The organism is Kitasatospora sp. SolWspMP-SS2h, assembly GCF_003259315.1.
GTDB classification, from domain to species: Bacteria; Actinomycetota; Actinomycetes; order Streptomycetales; family Streptomycetaceae; genus Kitasatospora; species Kitasatospora fiedleri.
In genome coordinates this window covers 40,700-56,800 of record NZ_QLLT01000033.1, presented here as the reverse complement: position 1 = coordinate 56,800, position 16,101 = coordinate 40,700, and the positions used below count along the sequence as shown (strand labels likewise).

13 protein-coding genes are annotated in these 16,101 nt (G+C 75.5%); 8 read left to right on the top strand and 5 right to left on the bottom strand.

What is annotated here, in order from left to right; genetic code table 11:
* Positions 1 to 82: 82 nt before the first annotated feature.
* Entirely contained in the window at positions 83 to 415 is a 333-nt protein-coding gene (locus K353_RS29600) for a DUF2218 domain-containing protein (RefSeq protein ID WP_111556580.1), read from the top strand.
* A 76-nt stretch (positions 416 to 491) separates the two neighbouring features.
* Here the strand turns inward: K353_RS29600 and K353_RS29595 are convergent, their stop codons facing one another.
* Together K353_RS29595 and gabT are read right to left on the bottom strand one after the other, a co-directional pair.
* Positions 492 to 1,301: a phosphatase PAP2 family protein gene (locus K353_RS29595; RefSeq protein ID WP_111556579.1), complete on the bottom strand. Its 810-nt coding sequence runs from the start codon at positions 1,299 to 1,301 to the stop codon at positions 492 to 494.
* Between the two features lie 144 nt (positions 1,302 to 1,445).
* The gene (gene gabT, locus K353_RS29590) at positions 1,446 to 2,786 is read right to left on the bottom strand and encodes a 4-aminobutyrate--2-oxoglutarate transaminase (protein ID WP_111556578.1); all 1,341 of its coding nucleotides are present in this window, start codon (positions 2,784 to 2,786) and stop codon (positions 1,446 to 1,448) included.
* A 220-nt stretch (positions 2,787 to 3,006) separates the two neighbouring features.
* Here gabT and K353_RS29585 point away from each other — a divergent pair, with 220 nt between their 5' ends.
* From K353_RS29585 to K353_RS29555, 7 genes are all read left to right on the top strand, one after another.
* On the top strand, positions 3,007 to 5,022 hold the full coding sequence (locus K353_RS29585; protein WP_111556577.1) for an ATP-binding protein: 2,016 nt from the start codon (positions 3,007 to 3,009) through the stop codon (positions 5,020 to 5,022).
* A 187-nt stretch (positions 5,023 to 5,209) separates the two neighbouring features.
* Complete coding sequence (locus K353_RS29580; protein ID WP_100840466.1) at positions 5,210 to 6,775, top strand: PucR family transcriptional regulator; 1,566 nt, start codon at positions 5,210 to 5,212, stop codon at positions 6,773 to 6,775.
* A gap of 178 nt (positions 6,776 to 6,953) precedes the next feature.
* Positions 6,954 to 8,396, top strand: coding sequence for an aldehyde dehydrogenase family protein (locus tag K353_RS29575; RefSeq protein WP_111556576.1), 1,443 nt, complete (start codon positions 6,954 to 6,956; stop codon positions 8,394 to 8,396).
* A gap of 201 nt (positions 8,397 to 8,597) precedes the next feature.
* Positions 8,598 to 9,836, top strand: a complete 1,239-nt coding sequence (dxr, locus tag K353_RS29570) for a 1-deoxy-D-xylulose-5-phosphate reductoisomerase (RefSeq protein WP_370447680.1) — start codon at positions 8,598 to 8,600, stop codon at positions 9,834 to 9,836.
* A gap of 19 nt (positions 9,837 to 9,855) precedes the next feature.
* Complete coding sequence (locus tag K353_RS29565) at positions 9,856 to 11,163, top strand: RIP metalloprotease (RefSeq protein ID WP_111556574.1); 1,308 nt, start codon at positions 9,856 to 9,858, stop codon at positions 11,161 to 11,163.
* A gap of 126 nt (positions 11,164 to 11,289) precedes the next feature.
* On the top strand, positions 11,290 to 12,450 hold the full coding sequence (gene ispG, locus K353_RS29560; RefSeq protein ID WP_033253947.1) for a flavodoxin-dependent (E)-4-hydroxy-3-methylbut-2-enyl-diphosphate synthase: 1,161 nt from the start codon (positions 11,290 to 11,292) through the stop codon (positions 12,448 to 12,450).
* 84 nt (positions 12,451 to 12,534) lie between these two features.
* Positions 12,535 to 13,410 carry a GNAT family N-acetyltransferase gene (locus tag K353_RS29555; protein ID WP_111556573.1) on the top strand — a complete coding sequence of 292 codons (876 nt, stop codon included), beginning with the start codon at positions 12,535 to 12,537 and terminating at the stop codon, positions 13,408 to 13,410.
* A 25-nt stretch (positions 13,411 to 13,435) separates the two neighbouring features.
* Here the strand turns inward: K353_RS29555 and K353_RS29550 are convergent, their stop codons facing one another.
* The 3 genes from K353_RS29550 to K353_RS37330 are packed head-to-tail and all read right to left on the bottom strand — an operon-like array spanning position 13,436 to position 16,001.
* Positions 13,436 to 13,987: a GNAT family N-acetyltransferase gene (locus K353_RS29550; RefSeq protein WP_111556572.1), complete on the bottom strand. Its 552-nt coding sequence runs from the start codon at positions 13,985 to 13,987 to the stop codon at positions 13,436 to 13,438.
* 49 nt (positions 13,988 to 14,036) lie between these two features.
* Positions 14,037 to 14,936: an aminoglycoside phosphotransferase family protein gene (locus K353_RS29545; RefSeq protein WP_111556571.1), complete on the bottom strand. Its 900-nt coding sequence runs from the start codon at positions 14,934 to 14,936 to the stop codon at positions 14,037 to 14,039.
* A gap of 36 nt (positions 14,937 to 14,972) precedes the next feature.
* Positions 14,973 to 16,001 (bottom strand): DUF4439 domain-containing protein, encoded by a 1,029-nt coding sequence (locus K353_RS37330; RefSeq protein ID WP_199528285.1) that lies wholly within the window; start codon positions 15,999 to 16,001, stop codon positions 14,973 to 14,975.
* Positions 16,002 to 16,101: the final 100 nt, after the last annotated feature.

Sequence of the window (16,101 nt, the reverse complement as noted above, 5' to 3'; positions counted from 1 at the left end):
AGGGCAGCCTAAGTCGTCCGACCGGTCCAACCGGTCCGACCGGTCCGACCCGTCCGTGTCCGCAGTTCGCAAGGAGTCCGTCATGGCCCGCTCCACCGCCCGCGTCAGCACCGACCGCCCCGCCCGCTACGCCAAGCAGCTCGCTGCCCACATGGGCCGCAAGGTCCCCGCCGAGTGGTCGGAGGAGACCGGCCGCGGCTCGCTCGCCTTCGGCGCCGGTCGGGCCGAGCTCACCGCCGAGGACGGCGCGCTGCTGCTCGCCGTCGAGGGCGCCGAGGAGAGCCTCGACCAGCTGGAGGACGTGGTCGGCCGCCACCTGGTCCGCTTCGGCACCCGCGACGAGCTGGTCGTCGCCTGGCAGCGCGAGAGCGGCGCGGCCGGCACCGTCCAGCGCCTCACCGCCGAGGAGGGCTGACCGGCCCCGCCCGGTGGGAGTCCTGACGGGAAGTCCCGGTGGGGCGTCGGGTGCGGAGACGTCGGGTGCGAGGACGTCAGCTGCGGGGACGTCCGGGCAGCAGGCGCGGCAGCAGCAGGTGCAGCCCGAGCAGCAGCAGACCGGCCAGGCACCAGCTGGCCAGCACGTCCAGCAGCCAGTGGAAGTCGCTCCACACCAGGCCCGCCCCCACGCCCAGGCAGACCAGCGAGGCCAGCGCCCCCACCCGCCGCCCGGCCGCCACCGACAGCACCCGGGCCAGCAGCAGCGCCGCCGTCCCGTACGCGATCGACGAGGTCGCGGTGTGCCCCGACGGGTACCAGCCCCACTGGGACCCGGCCAGCGGCACCCCGTACGGGCCCGGGCGGGCGAACCAGACCTTCGCGGGCACCACCAGCAGCGGGATCAGCACCGCGGCCGCCACCGCCACCGGCACCGGCACCCACCAGCGCGGACGCCCGCCGCGCCGGGCCAGCCAGGCCGCCAGGCCCGCGCACCCCAGCAGCACCGGGACCGCGACCGCCCCGCCGCCCAGGTCGGACAGCGCCACGCCCAGGTGGTTCAGCAGCGGCCAGCCGATCGCCCGGCGGACGTGCCGCACCCCGTCGCGCACCGCCGTGTCGACCCCCAGCAGCGGCCCGTCCACCGCGACCTGCCAGGAGATCGCGGCCAGCAGCACCGCCAGCGCCGCCGCCAGGACGGCGAAAATCGGCCGCCCCGGAGCAGGGGGGAGAGCTCCGGGGCGGCCAAGGTGATCGCCGCGCCGTGCGGCCCGGGGGGTGTGGGCGGGACGGCCGGTCGATCGTTCATGTGCGTCCGCCTCGGCGGCGGACGGGGTTGTGGGCAGTGCGTGCGGTTCGCTGTCCATCTGTGATGACAGTACGTCAAAGCCGGGTCCCGGAAGGGCGGACCGGCCAGCATCCACAGCATCTTCACCACCGGTGGAGCAACCTCCACCCGTGCGGCGGAACCCGCCGGGGCCGGCCCCGGCAGGTTCCGCGACCGGCCGGGATCAGGCGTCGGCGAAGGCCGACTCCAGGATGTCCAGGCCCTCGGCCAGCAGGTGCTCCGGGATCACCAGCGGCGGCAGGAAGCGCAGCACGTTGCCGTAGGTGCCGGCGGTCAGCACCACCAGGCCCTCCGCGTGGCACGCCTTCGCGATCGCCGCGGTCACCTCCGGGTTCGGCTCCTTGCCGCCCGGCTTCACCAGCTCCACCGCGACCATCGCGCCGCGGCCGCGGACCTCGCCGATCACGTCGTACTTCTCCTGCATGGCCCGCAGCCGGCCCAGCATGACCTCGCCGATCCGGCGCGCCTTGCCGTTCAGGTCCTCGGACTTCATGGTCTCGATCGCGCCCAGCGCGGCCGCGCAGGCCACCGGGTTGCCGCCGTAGGTGCCGCCCAGGCCGCCCGAGTGCGCCGCGTCCATGATCTCGGCCCGGCCGGTCACCGCCGCCAGCGGCAGGCCGCCGGCGATGCCCTTCGCGGTGGTGATCAGGTCCGGGACGATGCCCTCGTCCTCGCACGCGAACCACTCGCCGGTGCGGCAGAAACCGGTCTGGATCTCGTCCGCCACGAACACGATCCCGTTCGCCTTCGCGAACTCCACGATCGCCGGCAGGAAGCCCTTGGCCGGCTCGATGAAGCCGCCCTCGCCCTGGATCGGCTCGATGATGATCGCCGCGACGTTCTCCGCGCCGATCTGCTTGGTGATGACCTCGATCGCCTGCGCGGCGGCCTCGGCGGCGCAGTTCTCCGCGCCGGTCAGCCAGCGGTACGGGTACGCCACCGGGACGCGGTGGATCTCCGGCGCGAACGGGCCGAAGCCCTGCTTGTACGGCATGTTCTTCGCGGTCAGGCCCATGGTCAGGTTGGTCCGGCCGTGGTAGCCGTGGTCGAACACCACCACGGCGGTCCGCTTGGTGTAGGCGCGGGCGATCTTCACCGCGTTCTCCACCGCCTCGGCACCCGAGTTGAACAGCGCGGTGCGCTTGTCGTGGTCGCCCGGGGTCAGCTCGTTCAGCTGCTCCGCCACCGCCACGTAGCCCTCGTACGGGGTCACCATGAAACAGGTGTGCGTGAACGCGGCCAGCTGCTCGGTCGCCCGCGCCACCACCGCGGCGGCGCTGTTGCCCACGTTCGTCACGGCGATGCCCGAACCGAAGTCGATCAGGCGGTTGCCGTCCACGTCCTCCAGCACGCCGCCGCCGGCCCGCGACACGTACACCGGCAGCGTGGTGCCCACGCCCGCCGGCACCGCGCCGAGCTTGCGCGACTGCAGCTCCTGCGACTTCGGGCCGGGGATCGCGGTGACCAGGCGGCGCTCCTGCGGGAGCGGAGTTGCAGCGCTCATCTGTCTTCTCCAAGTTCTTGACGCGGTACCCGCAGGCTACGACCGGCCCCGCGGCCCGGGCATGCGCCACTCGGTACTGCTGGGCCGCCCGAATTGTCCGACGCGGCCAGTGGCCGAAGATCGGCTGCGCGCCCGCGCACTCCACTACATTGGCCCCCGGGTGTGTCGGTGGGACGGCGATGCGGGTATGGCACCGCCGGCAACGTAGGAGGGGCCCGAAGTGGAACTGAACGACGCGAGAACCCAACACACCCACCCCCATCTCCCCCCGCCCCGCGCCCCCTTCCACCTCCCCACCTGGGCCACCGCCCCCCGCCCCGAGGCCGCCCCCGGCATCTACCGGCAGCACCACACCCCGCACGACCCGAAGGCCGCCGAACAGGCGGGCACCCCGGCGGGGCCGCTGCTGCTGCGGGCGGCGCTGAACCTGGCGGTCGGGGCCTTCGTCTACCTCGAAGGCGTCTCCCTGCTGCAGGGACTGCTGACCACCCTCGGGCTCACCGCCCCCAACTCCTTCGTGATCTCCCTGCTGATCGCCGCCGCCGTCAACGCCGCGCTGATCATCCTGGTGCTGATGGTCTTCGGCCGGATGGGCCGCTGGGGCGAGGTGTGGCGCCGCTGGATCGCCCCGGTGCTCTCCCGCACCGTCACCGAGGTCCCCACCGAGCCCGAGCAGGCCCCCGCCGTCGACGTCTGGGCCGAGCTGCGGCCGGCCGGGGACGCGGTGCGCCGGCTGGAGGGGGAGCCGGTCGGGGACGTGGACTACGTGCGGCTGCACCAGGCGTGGCGGACGGTGGGCGGCGACCCGGTCGCGTGGCGGGAGTTCGCCGCGCAGGTGGCGGCCCGGGGCGCGGCGGCGTGCGCGCACCCGTCCGAGCAGCGGGACCTGCCGGGCGGGCGGACGGCGCGGCACGACCTGCTGGTGCGCCAGGTGCGGCTGGGCACGGCGCAGGACGTGCCGAAGAACCCGGTGACGCACCGGAACGCCGGCTTCGCGCTGGACCCGCGGGTGCTGGGCACCTCGCTGCTGGCGGTCGGCCCGGCCGGCACCGGCAAGACCGCCTCGCTGGCCCGCCCGGTCGCCGAGGCGCTGTGCCTGCAGGCGCTGGCGGGCGCGGCCTGCGCGGTGGTGGTCGGCGCTGCCGACGCGGACCTCGGGCCGGACGACTGGTACGACGTGGTGATCGCCCCCGGCGACCCGGACGCCCCGTACGGCCTGGACCTGTACGGTGCGGCGCCGCACTCGGACGAGGCGGCGGCCCGGCTGGCCGACGCGCTGCTGCCGGATGAGCTGGCGCCGCGCGCGGAGAGCGCCCGGGCCGCGATGCAGCAGGTGGTCGGGCCGTATCGGGCGGCGTACGGCGGCTACCCGGGGGTGCGGGCGCTGCGGGCGCTGCTGGCGGGGGACGCGGAGGGCTGGGCGGAGTTGGGCGAGCGGCTGCGGAAGTCGGGGCGGTGGCCGGAGTTCGAGGCGGACCTGCAGCAGCGCGAGCGGATGCACGGCCGGGCCGACGACCCGGGCGCGCTGCTCGCCGACCGGCTCGCGCTGCTGGACCGGCCTGCGCTGGCGGCCGGGTTCTCCGGCGGCCCGGACGCCAAGCCGGCGTTCGCGATGCGCGCCCTGGAGCACCCGCTGCGGGTGCGGGTGAAGCTGCCCGAGCGCAGCCACCCGGAGGCCGCCCGGATCCTGTCGCGGCTGCTGCTGGGCCAGTTCACCCAGGCCGCCGCCGACCGCCGGGACCGCGAGCTGTTCGCCGGGATGGTGCTGGACGACGCCACCGCCGCCGTGGACGCGCAGGCGATCCGCGGTGTCCAGCGGCTGCGCGGGGCCAACGCGGGGGTGCTGCTGCTGCTGCGCACGCTGTCCGACCTGCCAGAGGCGCTGCGCGCGCCGCTGTTCGGCGCGGTCGGCAACCGGATGGCGTTCCCCGGCATCGCGCCCTGGGACGGCCGGCTGTTCTCCGAGGCGTGGGGCACCCACCTGGTCCGGGAGACCGCCGTCACGCACGTCCCGGACACCTCGGGAGGAACGGTTCGCCGGGCCGGCCGGCTGCTGCGCAAGGCGCTGTCCGGCACCACCGCGCAGACCGAGTCGGTCACCACCCGGGACGTCGAGCGGCACCGCTGGTCGCCGTCCGACCTGGCGCACGCGCTGCCGTCCGGGCACGCGGTGATCTCGCTGACCTCGGTGACGGGGGAGCAGGTGCCGCCGCTGCTGGTCGACCTGCGGCACTGAGCCCGGCCGGGCGGGGGCCGACCGATCGGCCCCCGCCCGGCCGACCGGCCTCGCGAGCATTTGGGTCACGAAAGCTACGGACCGGCGGATTCCGGCACCCCGGCTTGTCCGGAGCGTCCATAATGGGAGGAGAACCCTCACTCGCCCGGCCGCAACGGCGCGGCCAGGTCGAACCACCGAAGGTGCCATGCCCCCCACTCTCGCCTCCGTCGTCCGGACCTCCGCGCTCCACCTGACGGTGCTGGCCGGCGCGGACCACCTGGAGCGACCCGTCCGCTGGGTCCACACCAGCGAACTGGACGACCCCACCCCCTTCCTGGAGGGCGGCGAGCTGCTCCTCACCACCGGCATCAAGCTGGGCAGGAGCGCCGCCAAGCTGCAGGCGTACGTGCACCGGCTGGCCGACGCGGGCGTGGTCGGCCTCGGGCTGGGCGTGGGCCTCTCGCACAGCGAGGTGCCGCAGGCCCTGGTGGAGGCCGCCGCCCAGCGCGGGCTGCCGCTGCTGCGGGTGCCCGAGGCGACGCCGTTCATCGCGATCTCCAAGACCGTCTCGGCCGCGCTGGCCGCCGAGCAGTACGAGGCCGTCACCACCAGCTTCGAGGCGCAGGAGGAGCTGACCCGGGCCGCGCTCGGCAAGGACGGCACCACCGCGATCGTGCGCCGGCTGGCGGCCCGGCTGGGCGGCTGGGCGGCGCTGTACGACGGCTCCGGCGCGCTGTCCGCGGTCGCCCCGGACTGGGCCGCCCGCCGGGCCGGGCGGCTGGCCGCCGAGGTGGACCGGCTGCGCCGCCGCCCCGCCCCGTCCAGCGCCGCCCTCCAGGGCCGGGCCGGGACGATCGACACCGCCGACGAGGACTACGTGGTGGTCCAGTCGCTGGGCGCCGACCGCCGCCCGCGCGGCTTCCTCGCGGTCGGCACCGAGGACCGGATCACCCCGACCGAGCGGTACGTGCTGAACGCCGCCGTCGCGCTGCTCACCCTCACCCTGGAGCGCTCGCGCGAGCTGCGGCAGGCCGAGGAGAAGATGGGCGCCGCGCTGCTGCGGATGGTGCTGGCCGGGGAGGTCGGCACCGCCCGGCAGGTCGCCGCCGGGCTGTTCGGCGGCCTGCCCGAGGGCACCGTCCGGGTGCTGGTGGCCGCCGCCGGGCCCGGCCCGGAGGCGGCGGAGGCGCTCGGCGAGCTGGGCGACCGGGCCGAGAACGCCGGCGGCAAGGTCGGCGAGAAACTGCTGGTGGCCCGCGAGGACGGTGCGCACGGGCCGCGGCTGACGGTGCTCGCGCTGGACAACGGCTCGGCGCACCGGGCCTGCCTGGGCGCCGTCGAGGAGCACGAGGGCCTGGCGCTGGGCGTCTCCGCGCCCGCCGCGCTGGAGGACGCCGGCACCGCGCACGCCCAGGCCGAACGGGCCCTGGCGGTCGCCCAGCGCGGCGGCCGCCGCACCGTCGACCACGAGGAGGTCGGCGCCGGCTCGCTGCTGCCGCTGCTCGGCGAGGAGGCCGTCACCGCCTTCGCCGAGGGCCTGCTGCGCCCGCTGCGCGAGCACGACCGCACCGCCCGCGGGGACCTGGTCGCCTCGCTGCGCGCCTGGCTCTCCCGGCACGGCCAGTGGGACGCCGCCGCGGCCGACCTGGGCGTGCACCGGCACACGCTGCGCTACCGGATGCGGCGGGTCGAGGAGCTGCTCGGGCGCTCGCTGGACGACACCGACGTCCGGATGGAGCTGTGGCTGGCGCTGCGCTCCGGCGAGGACTGACCGGGGGCGGGCGAGGGTCGGGCGGAGCGCGGGCGGGGTGCGGGCGCGGACCCGGACGGCCGTGTCCGCGGCGTACTAATCGGACCGGACTTTTCGTCCCGTCCGTCCAATCGGAAACCCGCTTCCCTCCCCCTACCGTGAAGGCGACAAGTCTTCGAGGGAAGGGGCCGGTGCGACCGTGACCACCACTCATGAGTTCTGGCTGGCCGGGCGGCGGGCGAGCGGCGAGGCGGCGTTCGAGGTCCGCCACCCGCACGACGACAGCCTGGTGGCGAAGGTCAGCGTGCCGACCGACGCGCAGGTGGAGGAGGCCGTCGCGGCCGCCGCCGCCGCGGTGCCGGTGTTCGCCGCGACCCCGGCGCACCAGCGGGCGGGCGCGCTGGACCACGTCGCCAGGCGGCTGGCCGAGCGCACCGAGGAGATCGCCCGGCTGATCACCGCCGAGAACGGCAAGCCGATCAAGTGGGCGCGCGGCGAGGTCGGCCGCGCGGTGTCGGTGTTCCGCTGGGCCGCCGAGGAGGCCCGCCGGACCAACGGCGAGACCCTGCGGCTGGACACCGACCCGGGCGGCACCGGCCGGTACGCGATCGTGCGGCGCTTCCCGCGCGGCGCGGTGCTCGGCATCGCCCCGTTCAACTTCCCGCTGAACCTGGTGGCGCACAAGGTCGCCCCGGCGATCGCGGTGGGCGCCCCGATCATCCTCAAGCCCGCGCCGGCCACCCCGCTCTCCGCCCTGGTGCTGGGCGAGATCCTGGCCGAGACCGACCTGCCGGCCGGCTCCTGGAGCGTGCTGCCGGTGGAGAACGCCAAGATGCCGGCCCTGGTGCAGGACACCCGCCTGCCGGTGATCTCGTTCACCGGCTCGGACAAGGTCGGCTACCAGATCATGGACTCGGTGCCGCGCAAGCACGTCACCCTGGAGCTCGGCGGCAACGCCGCGGCCGTGGTGCTGGCCGACTGGAACTCCGAGGCGGACCTCGACTGGGCGGCCGGCCGGATCGCGCTGTTCGCCAACTACCAGGGCGGCCAGTCCTGCATCTCGGTGCAGCGGGTGATCGCCGACGCGAGCGTCTACGACCGCCTGGTGGAGAAGGTCGTCGCCAAGGTGGGCGCCCAGGTCACCGGCGACCCGTCCGACGAGGCCACCGACGTCGGCCCGCTGGTGGACCGCAAGGCCGCCGAGCGCGTCGAGTCCTGGGTGGAGGACGCGGTCGCCAAGGGCGCCAAGGTGCTCACCGGCGGCAGCCGGGACGGCGCGGCGTACGCGCCGACCGTGCTGGCGGAGCTGCCCGCGGACGCGATCCTGGCCACCGCCGAGGTGTTCGGCCCGGTCCTGTCGCTGCACCGGGTGGAGGGCACCGAGGAGGCGTTCGCCGCGGTCAACGACTCGGCGTTCGGCCTCCAGGCGGGCGTGTTCACGCACGACGTGCAGACCGCGTTCCGGGCCCACCGGGAGCTGGAGGTCGGCGGCGTGGTCATCGGCGACGCGCCGTCCTACCGGGCCGACCAGATGCCGTACGGCGGCGTGAAGGACTCCGGCGTGGGCCGCGAGGGCGTGCGCTACGCGATGGACGACTTCACCTTCGAGAAGGTGCTGGTCCTCACCGGCCTCGACCTCTGAGCGGCCCCCGCGAGCCCGCCGAGCGCTCCCGCGCCCTCCCCGGGCGTCCCGACGCCCCGCCCCGCCGCTTCCCCGCGGCCCGGCGGGGCGTCCGGCCGTCCGGCCCCCGTCCCGCCCCCGTCCGTCCGGCTGCCGACCCGTCCCGACCACGACCCGTCCCGGCCCCGTCCCTGGCCGGGGCAGGGCCGGCGGCAGGACACAATGGGGGGCATGAACTCGCTCGCCCATCCGCAGTCGCGCTTCACTCCGGCCGTGCAGGACCCGGACGGCCCCCGGGAGTTGGTCATCCTGGGCTCGACCGGTTCGATCGGCACCCAGGCCATCGACGTGGTGCTCCGCAACCCCGACCGGTTCCGGGTGGTGGCCCTGTCGGCGGCCGGCGGCCGGGTCGAGCTGCTCGCCGAGCAGGCCGTCGCGCTGGGCGTGCGCACCGTGGCGGTGGCCGACCCGGCCGCCGCCGGGCCGCTGCGCGCCGCGCTGGCCGCGCGGGCCGGCGGGGCCTCGCTGCCCGAGGTGCTGGCGGGCCCGGACGCGGCGACCGAACTGGCCGCGACGGAGTGCCACTCGGTGCTGAACGGCATCACCGGCTCGATCGGCCTGGCGCCGACGCTGGCCGCGCTGCGGGCCGGCCGGGTGCTGGTGCTGGCCAACAAGGAGTCGCTGATCGTCGGCGGCCCGCTGGTGAAGGCGGTCGCCAGGCCCGGCCAGATCGTGCCGGTGGACTCCGAGCACGCCGCGCTGTTCCAGGCGCTGGCCGGCGGCACCCGCGCCGAGGTCCGCAAGCTGGTGGTGACCGCCAGCGGCGGCCCGTTCCGCGACCGCACCCGCGAGCAGCTGGCCGGCGTCACCCCGGCCGAGGCGCTGGCCCACCCGACCTGGGCGATGGGCCCGGTGGTGACGATCAACTCGGCGACCCTGGTGAACAAGGGCCTGGAGGTGATCGAGGCCCACCTGCTGTACGACGTGCCCTTCGACCGGATCGAGGTGGTGGTCCATCCGCAGTCGGTCGTTCATTCGATGGTGGAGTTCACCGACGGCTCCACGCTCGCCCAGGCCAGCCCGCCGGACATGCGGATGCCGATCGCGCTGGGCCTCGGCTGGCCCGACCGGGTGCCCGACGCCGCGCCCGGCTGCGACTGGACCAAGGCCGCGACCTGGGAGTTCTTCCCGCTGGACGACGCGGCCTTCCCCGCGGTCGAGCTGGCCCGCGAGGTGGGTACGCTCGGCGGGACGGCCCCCGCGGTCTTCAACGCCGCGAACGAGGAATGTGTGGACGCTTTTCTGAACGGCGCGCTGCCCTTCACCGGAATCGTGGACACTGTGGCGAAGGTGGTCGCCGAACACGGCACCCCGGCGGCGGGAACTTCGCTCACGGTGGAGGACGTACTCCAGGCTGAGCACTGGGCCCGCGCCCGGGCCCGGGAACTGGCGGCAGGTTAGGTACGACGGAGGCGACGCGGTGGACAAGCTGATGTGGGTGCTGGGCGTCCTGATCTTCGTGGTCGGGCTGCTCTTCTCGATCGCCTGGCACGAGCTCGGCCACCTGTCCACCGCGAAGCTGTTCGGCATCCGGGTGCCGCAGTACATGGTCGGCTTCGGCCGGACCATCTGGTCGACCAGGCGCGGTGAGACGGAGTACGGCCTCAAGGCGATCCCGTTCGGCGGCTACATCCGGATGATCGGCATGTTCCCGCCCGGCGCGGACGGCCGGATAGCGAAACGCTCCTCCTCGCCCTGGCGGAGCATGATCGAGGACGCCCGGGAGGCCTCCTACGAGGAGCTCCAGCCCGGCGACGAGACCCGGCTGTTCTACACCCGCGCGCCGTGGAAGCGCGTCATCGTGATGTTCGCCGGCCCGGGCATGAACCTGATCCTGTCGCTCGGCCTGTTCCTCGCGCTCTTCATGGGCATCGGCGTGCAGCAGGCCGTGCCGACCGTGCAGGAGGTCAGCGAGTGCGTCGTCCCGGTCAGCGCCAAGACCGACGACTGCGGGCAGGGCGCCGAGAAGTCCCCGGCCAACCTGGCGGGCCTGCGGGCCGGTGACACCGTGCTCGGCTTCGGCGGCGTCCCGATCCACGACTACCCGCAGCTGCAGAACCTGATCCGGGACTCCGCGGGCCGGCAGGTCGACATCCTGGTCCGGCACCGCGACGGCACCGAGCAGACGCTCTCCGCCGCGATCAAGACCAACACCCTGCAGGCGTACGACGCGGACAACAACCCGGTCAAGGGCCAGACCGTCACCGCCGGCTTCCTCGGCATCACCCCCGCCACCGGCGTGCACCACATGTCGCTCGGCGAGAGCACCGAGCAGATGACGACGATGGCCCGGCACAGCGTCGAGTCGCTCACCCAGCTGCCCGGCAAGATCCCCGGCCTGTGGCACGCCGTGGTCGACGGCACCCCGCGCGACGCCGACTCGCCGATCGGCATGGTCGGCGCCGCCCGGCTCGGCGGCGACGTGTTCTCGATGGACCTGCCCGCCACCCAGCGGCTCGCCTTCTCGGTGCAGCTGCTGGCCGGCATCAACCTGATGCTGTTCCTGTTCAACATGCTCCCGCTGCTGCCGCTGGACGGCGGCCACATCGCCGGCGCGCTCTGGGAGTCGCTGCGCCGCAACCTCGCCAAGCTGCTGCGCCGCCCCGACCCCGGCCCGTTCGACGTGGCCCGGCTGATGCCGCTGGCCTACGTGGTCGCCGGCGTCTTCATCTGCTTCACCGGCCTCGTGATGGCCGCCGACATCGTCAACCCGGTGCGCATCAACTAGCGCCGCGCGCCACCCACGGCCGGGTGTGCCCCGCCACCCGGCCGTGCCGTACCGTTGGACGCCGGGCGCCCCCGCCACCGCGGTGCGCCCCGGCTCACCGACCTCTCCAGAGGAAAAACTGCGCACATGACCGCGATCTCGCTCGGTATCCCCTCCCTGCCGCTCAAGCCGCTGGCCCAGCGCCGCCACTCGCGTCAGATCATGGTCGGCAACGTGCCGGTCGGCGGCGACGCGCCGGTCTCGGTGCAGTCGATGACCACCACGCTCACCTCCGACGTCAACGCGACCCTCCAGCAGATCGCCCAGCTGACCGCCTCGGGCTGCCAGATCGTCCGGGTCGCCGTCCCCTCGCAGGACGACGCCGACGCGCTGCCGATCATCGCGCGGAAGTCGCAGATCCCGGTGATCGCCGACATCCACTTCCAGCCGAAGTACGTGTTCGCCGCGATCGACGCCGGCTGCGCCGCCGTCCGCGTCAACCCCGGCAACATCAAGGCGTTCGACGACAAGGTCGGCGAGATCGCCAAGGCCGCCAAGGACGCCGGCGTGCCGATCCGGATCGGCGTCAACGCCGGTTCGCTCGACAAGCGCCTGCTGGAGAAGTACGGCCGGGCCACCCCCGAGGCGCTGGTGGAGTCCGCGCTCTGGGAGTGCTCGCTGTTCGAGGAGCACGACTTCCGCGACATCAAGATCTCGGTCAAGCACAACGACCCGGTCGTGATGATCAACGCCTACCGGCAGCTCGCCGCCGCCTGCGACTACCCGCTGCACCTGGGCGTCACCGAGGCCGGCCCCGCCTTCCAGGGCACCATCAAGTCCGCGGTGGCGTTCGGCGCGCTGCTGGCCGAGGGCATCGGCGACACCATCCGGGTCTCGCTCTCCGCCCCGCCGGCCGAGGAGATCAAGGTCGGCATCCAGATCCTGGAGTCGCTGAACCTCCGTCAGCGCGGCCTGGAGATCGTCTCCTGCCCGTCCTGCGGCCGGGCCCAGGTCGACGTCTACAAGCTCGCCGAGGAGGTCACCGCCGGCCTGGAGGGCATGGAGGTGCCGCTGCGGGTCGCCGTCATGGGCTGCGTCGTCAACGGCCCCGGCGAGGCCCGCGAGGCCGACCTCGGCGTCGCCTCCGGCAACGGCAAGGGCCAGATCTTCGTCAAGGGCGAGGTGATCAAGACCGTCCCCGAGTCGAAGATCGTCGAGACCCTGATCGAGGAGGCCATGAAGCTGGCCGAGCAGATGCAGGAGGAGGGCGTGGAATCCGGCGCCCCCGTCGTCGTGGCCGCCGAGTGACGGTCTGAAGCCCCCCGGCGGGGCCGCCCGGCAGGGGCGGTCCCGCCCGTTCGAGAGGTGCCACCCGTGCTCGACCGAGGTGTGATGCTGCCCGGCCCGTTCCAGGCCGCCCGGGCGCTCGCCGCCACCCGCGTGCTGGAGGCCCCCGACCTCGACGAGGCGCTGGAGATCCTGCACCGCGACCCCGTCGCCAACGCCTTCGTCGCCACCCGGGTGGAGGCCGTCGGCCTCGACCCCTGGCGGCTCGGCGGCGAGATGTGGGGCTGGCACGACGCCGACGGCCGGCTCGACGCGCTCTGCTACGCGGGCGCCAACCTCGTCCCGGTCGGCGCCGGGCCCGAGGCCGTCCGGGCCTTCGCCGAGCGCGCCCGCCGGCAGGGCCGCCGCTGCTCCTCCATCGTCGGCCCCGCCGAGGCCACCGCGACCCTCTGGGCGCTGCTGGAGCGCTCCTGGGGCCCGGCCCGCGACGTCCGCGCCCACCAGCCGCTGATGGCCACCTCCACGCCCGTCACCGAGGTCGAACCCGACCCGCTGGTGCGCCGGGTCGAGCGCGCCGAGATCGAGGCGCTGATGCCCGCCTGCGTGGCCATGTTCACCGAGGAGGTCGGCATCTCCCCGCTGGCCGGCGACGGCGGGCTGCTCTACCAGGCCCGGGTCGCCGAACTGGTCTCCACCGGACGCTCGTTCGCCCGGTTCGACCAGGACGGCAGGGTGGTCTTCAAGGCCGAGATCGGCGCCGTCACCCTCGGCGCCTGCCAGATCCAGGGCGTCTGGGTGGCCCCCGAGCACCGCGGCAGACGGCTCTCCGAGACCGGCATGGCCGCCGTCGTCAACACCGCCCTCGCCGAGGTCGCCCCCGTCGTCTCGCTGTACGTCAACGACTTCAACATCCGCGCCCGCGCCGCCTACCGCCGGGTCGGCTTCCGCGAGGTCGGCGCCTTCATGAGCGTGCTGTTCTGACCCGGCCGGGCCGGCCGGCCCGCGGTCAGGGGCGCGCCGGGTCGCGCAGCGGCAGGTGCGCGCCCATCACCGCGTACGGGCGGACGGTGTTCGGGAAGCGCACCGCCGGCGCCAGGTCCCGGTAGCCCAGCGAGCGGTAGAGCCGGCGCGCCGGGGTCTCCGCGTCGATCGCCGACAGGATCGACCGGTCCAGCCCCGAGCGCCCGCACAGCGCGCGGATCAGCCGGGTGCCCAGGCCCAGCCCCTGGAACTCCGGCAGCACGTGCAGCTCCGTCACCGCGAACACCCCGTCCAGCCAGTCCTCGTGGCCGCGCGCCGCCAGGTACGGCTCGATCACCGTCGACCACCAGTGCTCGCGCCGGTTCGGCATCCCGTACCCGAACCCGACCAGCCGCCCCCGCGCCATCGCCCCCAGCGCCACCACCCCCGGCTGCAGCGCGTGCCGCCCCACGATCGGCAGCCGGACCGCGACCTCGTACGGCCCGAGCCCGAACGCGACCGCCTGGACCTCCAGCACGGCAGGCGCCCACGCCGCCAGGTCGATGGCCTCGATCGTCACCCCGGTGAGCTGCTCCATGGAGCGGGACGTTACTACCTGCCGTCCCGGGCGGCGCCCCGCCCCGGCCTCAGAGCCAGGACGCGAACTCCAGATGGAGTTCGGCCGCCGCGGTGTCGTCCGCGGCCAGCGCCGCCAGGGCGGTGTCCGCCGCCCGCAGCAGGGTCCAGGCCCGGACCCGGTCGGCGGGGAGCTCCACCGCCTCCGCGAGCCGGGCCAGCCGGCGGCGGGCCGCGCCGCGCGGCCCCGGGGAGGCGGCCAGGGTGTCCAGCCGCTCCAGCACCAGGGCCGCCAGGTCGTAGGCCCGGTCGCCGACCAGGGGGCGCGGGGCCACCGCCAGCCACGGGGCGCGGTCCGCGGCCAGCACCCGGCCGTGCTGGAACTCCCCGTGCAGCAGCCACCCTTCGGCGTCCGCCGCCAGCGCGACCGCCTCCAGGGCCTCGTCCAGCAGCGGTCCGGCGTCCGCCGCGAGCGGCAGCGCGCGCCGGACGGTGACGCGCTCGGCGAGCCCTCGCGCGTGCTCCGCCAGGGTCGGGAAGCCGTGGCCGGCCGGGGCCGGCACCCACAGGCGGCGCAGCAGGCTGGTGGCCTCCAGCATCGCCTGGGCCTCGGCGAGCGAGCGCAGCGGGATCTCCCCGTGCAGCCGCTCCAGCAGCAGGGCGCCGTCCGCCTCGGCCAGCAGCAGCGCCGCGCCCCGCCCGGCCCACGCCCGCAGCGCGGCGGCCTCGCCGGGCGACCGGGAGACCTTCACCGCCACCGGCGCCAGGTCGCCGGCCCGGTGCGCGTACAGCACCACGCTGCCCCGGCCGCCGGGCTCCACCACCCGCTCGGGCACCAGGTCCCAGTCCGCCAGCCGCCGTGCGACCAGCGCGGGCAGCTCCGCCAGCCACGCCAGCGCCGCGGGGCTCCCCTCCGCCCGCACCGACTCGACCAGACGCTCGGGGACGCTGAACCGCGCAGCTCGTGCCATGGGAGCGATTATCCGGGGCGGGGCCGGTGTCCGGGGTCAGGCCGTCTCCGCCAGGCCCGGGAGGGCGGGGAGGTCGGCGCCCCAGTGGGCGGCGCGCAGGGCGGACTCGCGCAGGGCGGCGGCGGCCCGCTCGCGCAGCGCGGCGGCGGCGGCGAGGTCGGCGTAGGCGGCGGTCAGCTGGGTCTCCAGGTAGGCGGCCAACCGGGCGGCGGTGGCGGCGTCCTTGACCTGGAAGGGCAGGCGGTAGCCGGGGGCGGCGGCGGTGGGGGAGGCGCCGCCGGCGGTGAGGACGCGCTGCCAGGCGTCGCGGCGGGCCTGGTGCGCGCCGTACGTGGCGCGGGCGTCCTCGCGCTGGGGCCCGGCCGGGAGGAACGCGCCGACCACGCCGTAGCCGTAGACGGCGGCGTGCTCGGCGGCCAGGGCCGCCTGCAGGGCGGCGGTGTCGGCGGCCGGGAGCGCGGCGGGGGAAGCGGAGGCGGAGGCGGCCGGGGAGTCGGAGGGCGCGGGGGCGGCGGCGGGGGCGGGGGCGGTGGGGCCGCCGAGGGCGGCCGCGTGGGCCGCGTCGGAGGCGGCGACCGAGGCGAGGGTCCGGGCCAGCTCCGGGGAGGCGGCGGCCAGGTCGGCCAGGCGCAGCGCGGCGGTCCGCTGCTCGGCGGCGGCCAGGTCGGCGGAGGTCCGGGCGGTCGCGGTCGCGCTCGCGCTCGCGGCGGCGGAACCGGCGGACGGGGCGGCGGGGGAGACCGGGCCGGAGGGCGAAGGCGAAGGCGAAGGCGCAGGGGAGGCGGAGGCCGAGGGCAGCGGTCCGGCCAGCGCCTCGCGGTGCCGGGTGAGGTCCTCGCGCAGGTCGGCGAGCCGGTCGGCGTCGGCCGGGCCGGTGGCGAGGACGGCGTCGTAGCCGGCCAGCAGGGCGTCGGTGGCGGCGAGTTGGCGCAGCCGCAGCGGCCGGTCCGGGTCGGCGGCGGTGGGCTTCGGCGGGGCCGGGCGGTCGCCGGTGCACCCGCAGAGCAACTGGAGCCCGCCGAGCGCCCCGAGGGCCAGCAGGGTCCGCCGTGTGGGTGCGGGCATCGGTGCTCCAGCCGGGTCGGTGGGGGCCCTGTGCCCCCCGTCGGGAGAATCTTTACCGGAGCCGCACCGGCCCCGTACGGAGCTTGGACGGTATCCGACC

Coding starts and splice junctions, on each gene's coding strand:
- K353_RS29600 (WP_111556580.1), top strand. CDS start 83: ATGGCCCGCTCCACCGCCCGCGTCAGCACCGACCGCCCCGCCCGCTAC.
- K353_RS29595 (WP_111556579.1), bottom strand. CDS start 1,301: ATGGACAGCGAACCGCACGCACTGCCCACAACCCCGTCCGCCGCCGAG.
- gabT (WP_111556578.1), bottom strand. CDS start 2,786: ATGAGCGCTGCAACTCCGCTCCCGCAGGAGCGCCGCCTGGTCACCGCG.
- K353_RS29580 (WP_100840466.1), top strand. CDS start 5,210: ATGCCCCCCACTCTCGCCTCCGTCGTCCGGACCTCCGCGCTCCACCTG.
- dxr (WP_370447680.1), top strand. CDS start 8,598: ATGGGGGGCATGAACTCGCTCGCCCATCCGCAGTCGCGCTTCACTCCG.
- ispG (WP_033253947.1), top strand. CDS start 11,290: ATGACCGCGATCTCGCTCGGTATCCCCTCCCTGCCGCTCAAGCCGCTG.
- K353_RS29555 (WP_111556573.1), top strand. CDS start 12,535: ATGCTGCCCGGCCCGTTCCAGGCCGCCCGGGCGCTCGCCGCCACCCGC.
- K353_RS29550 (WP_111556572.1), bottom strand. CDS start 13,987: ATGGAGCAGCTCACCGGGGTGACGATCGAGGCCATCGACCTGGCGGCG.
- K353_RS29545 (WP_111556571.1), bottom strand. CDS start 14,936: ATGGCACGAGCTGCGCGGTTCAGCGTCCCCGAGCGTCTGGTCGAGTCG.
- K353_RS37330 (WP_199528285.1), bottom strand. CDS start 16,001: ATGCCCGCACCCACACGGCGGACCCTGCTGGCCCTCGGGGCGCTCGGC.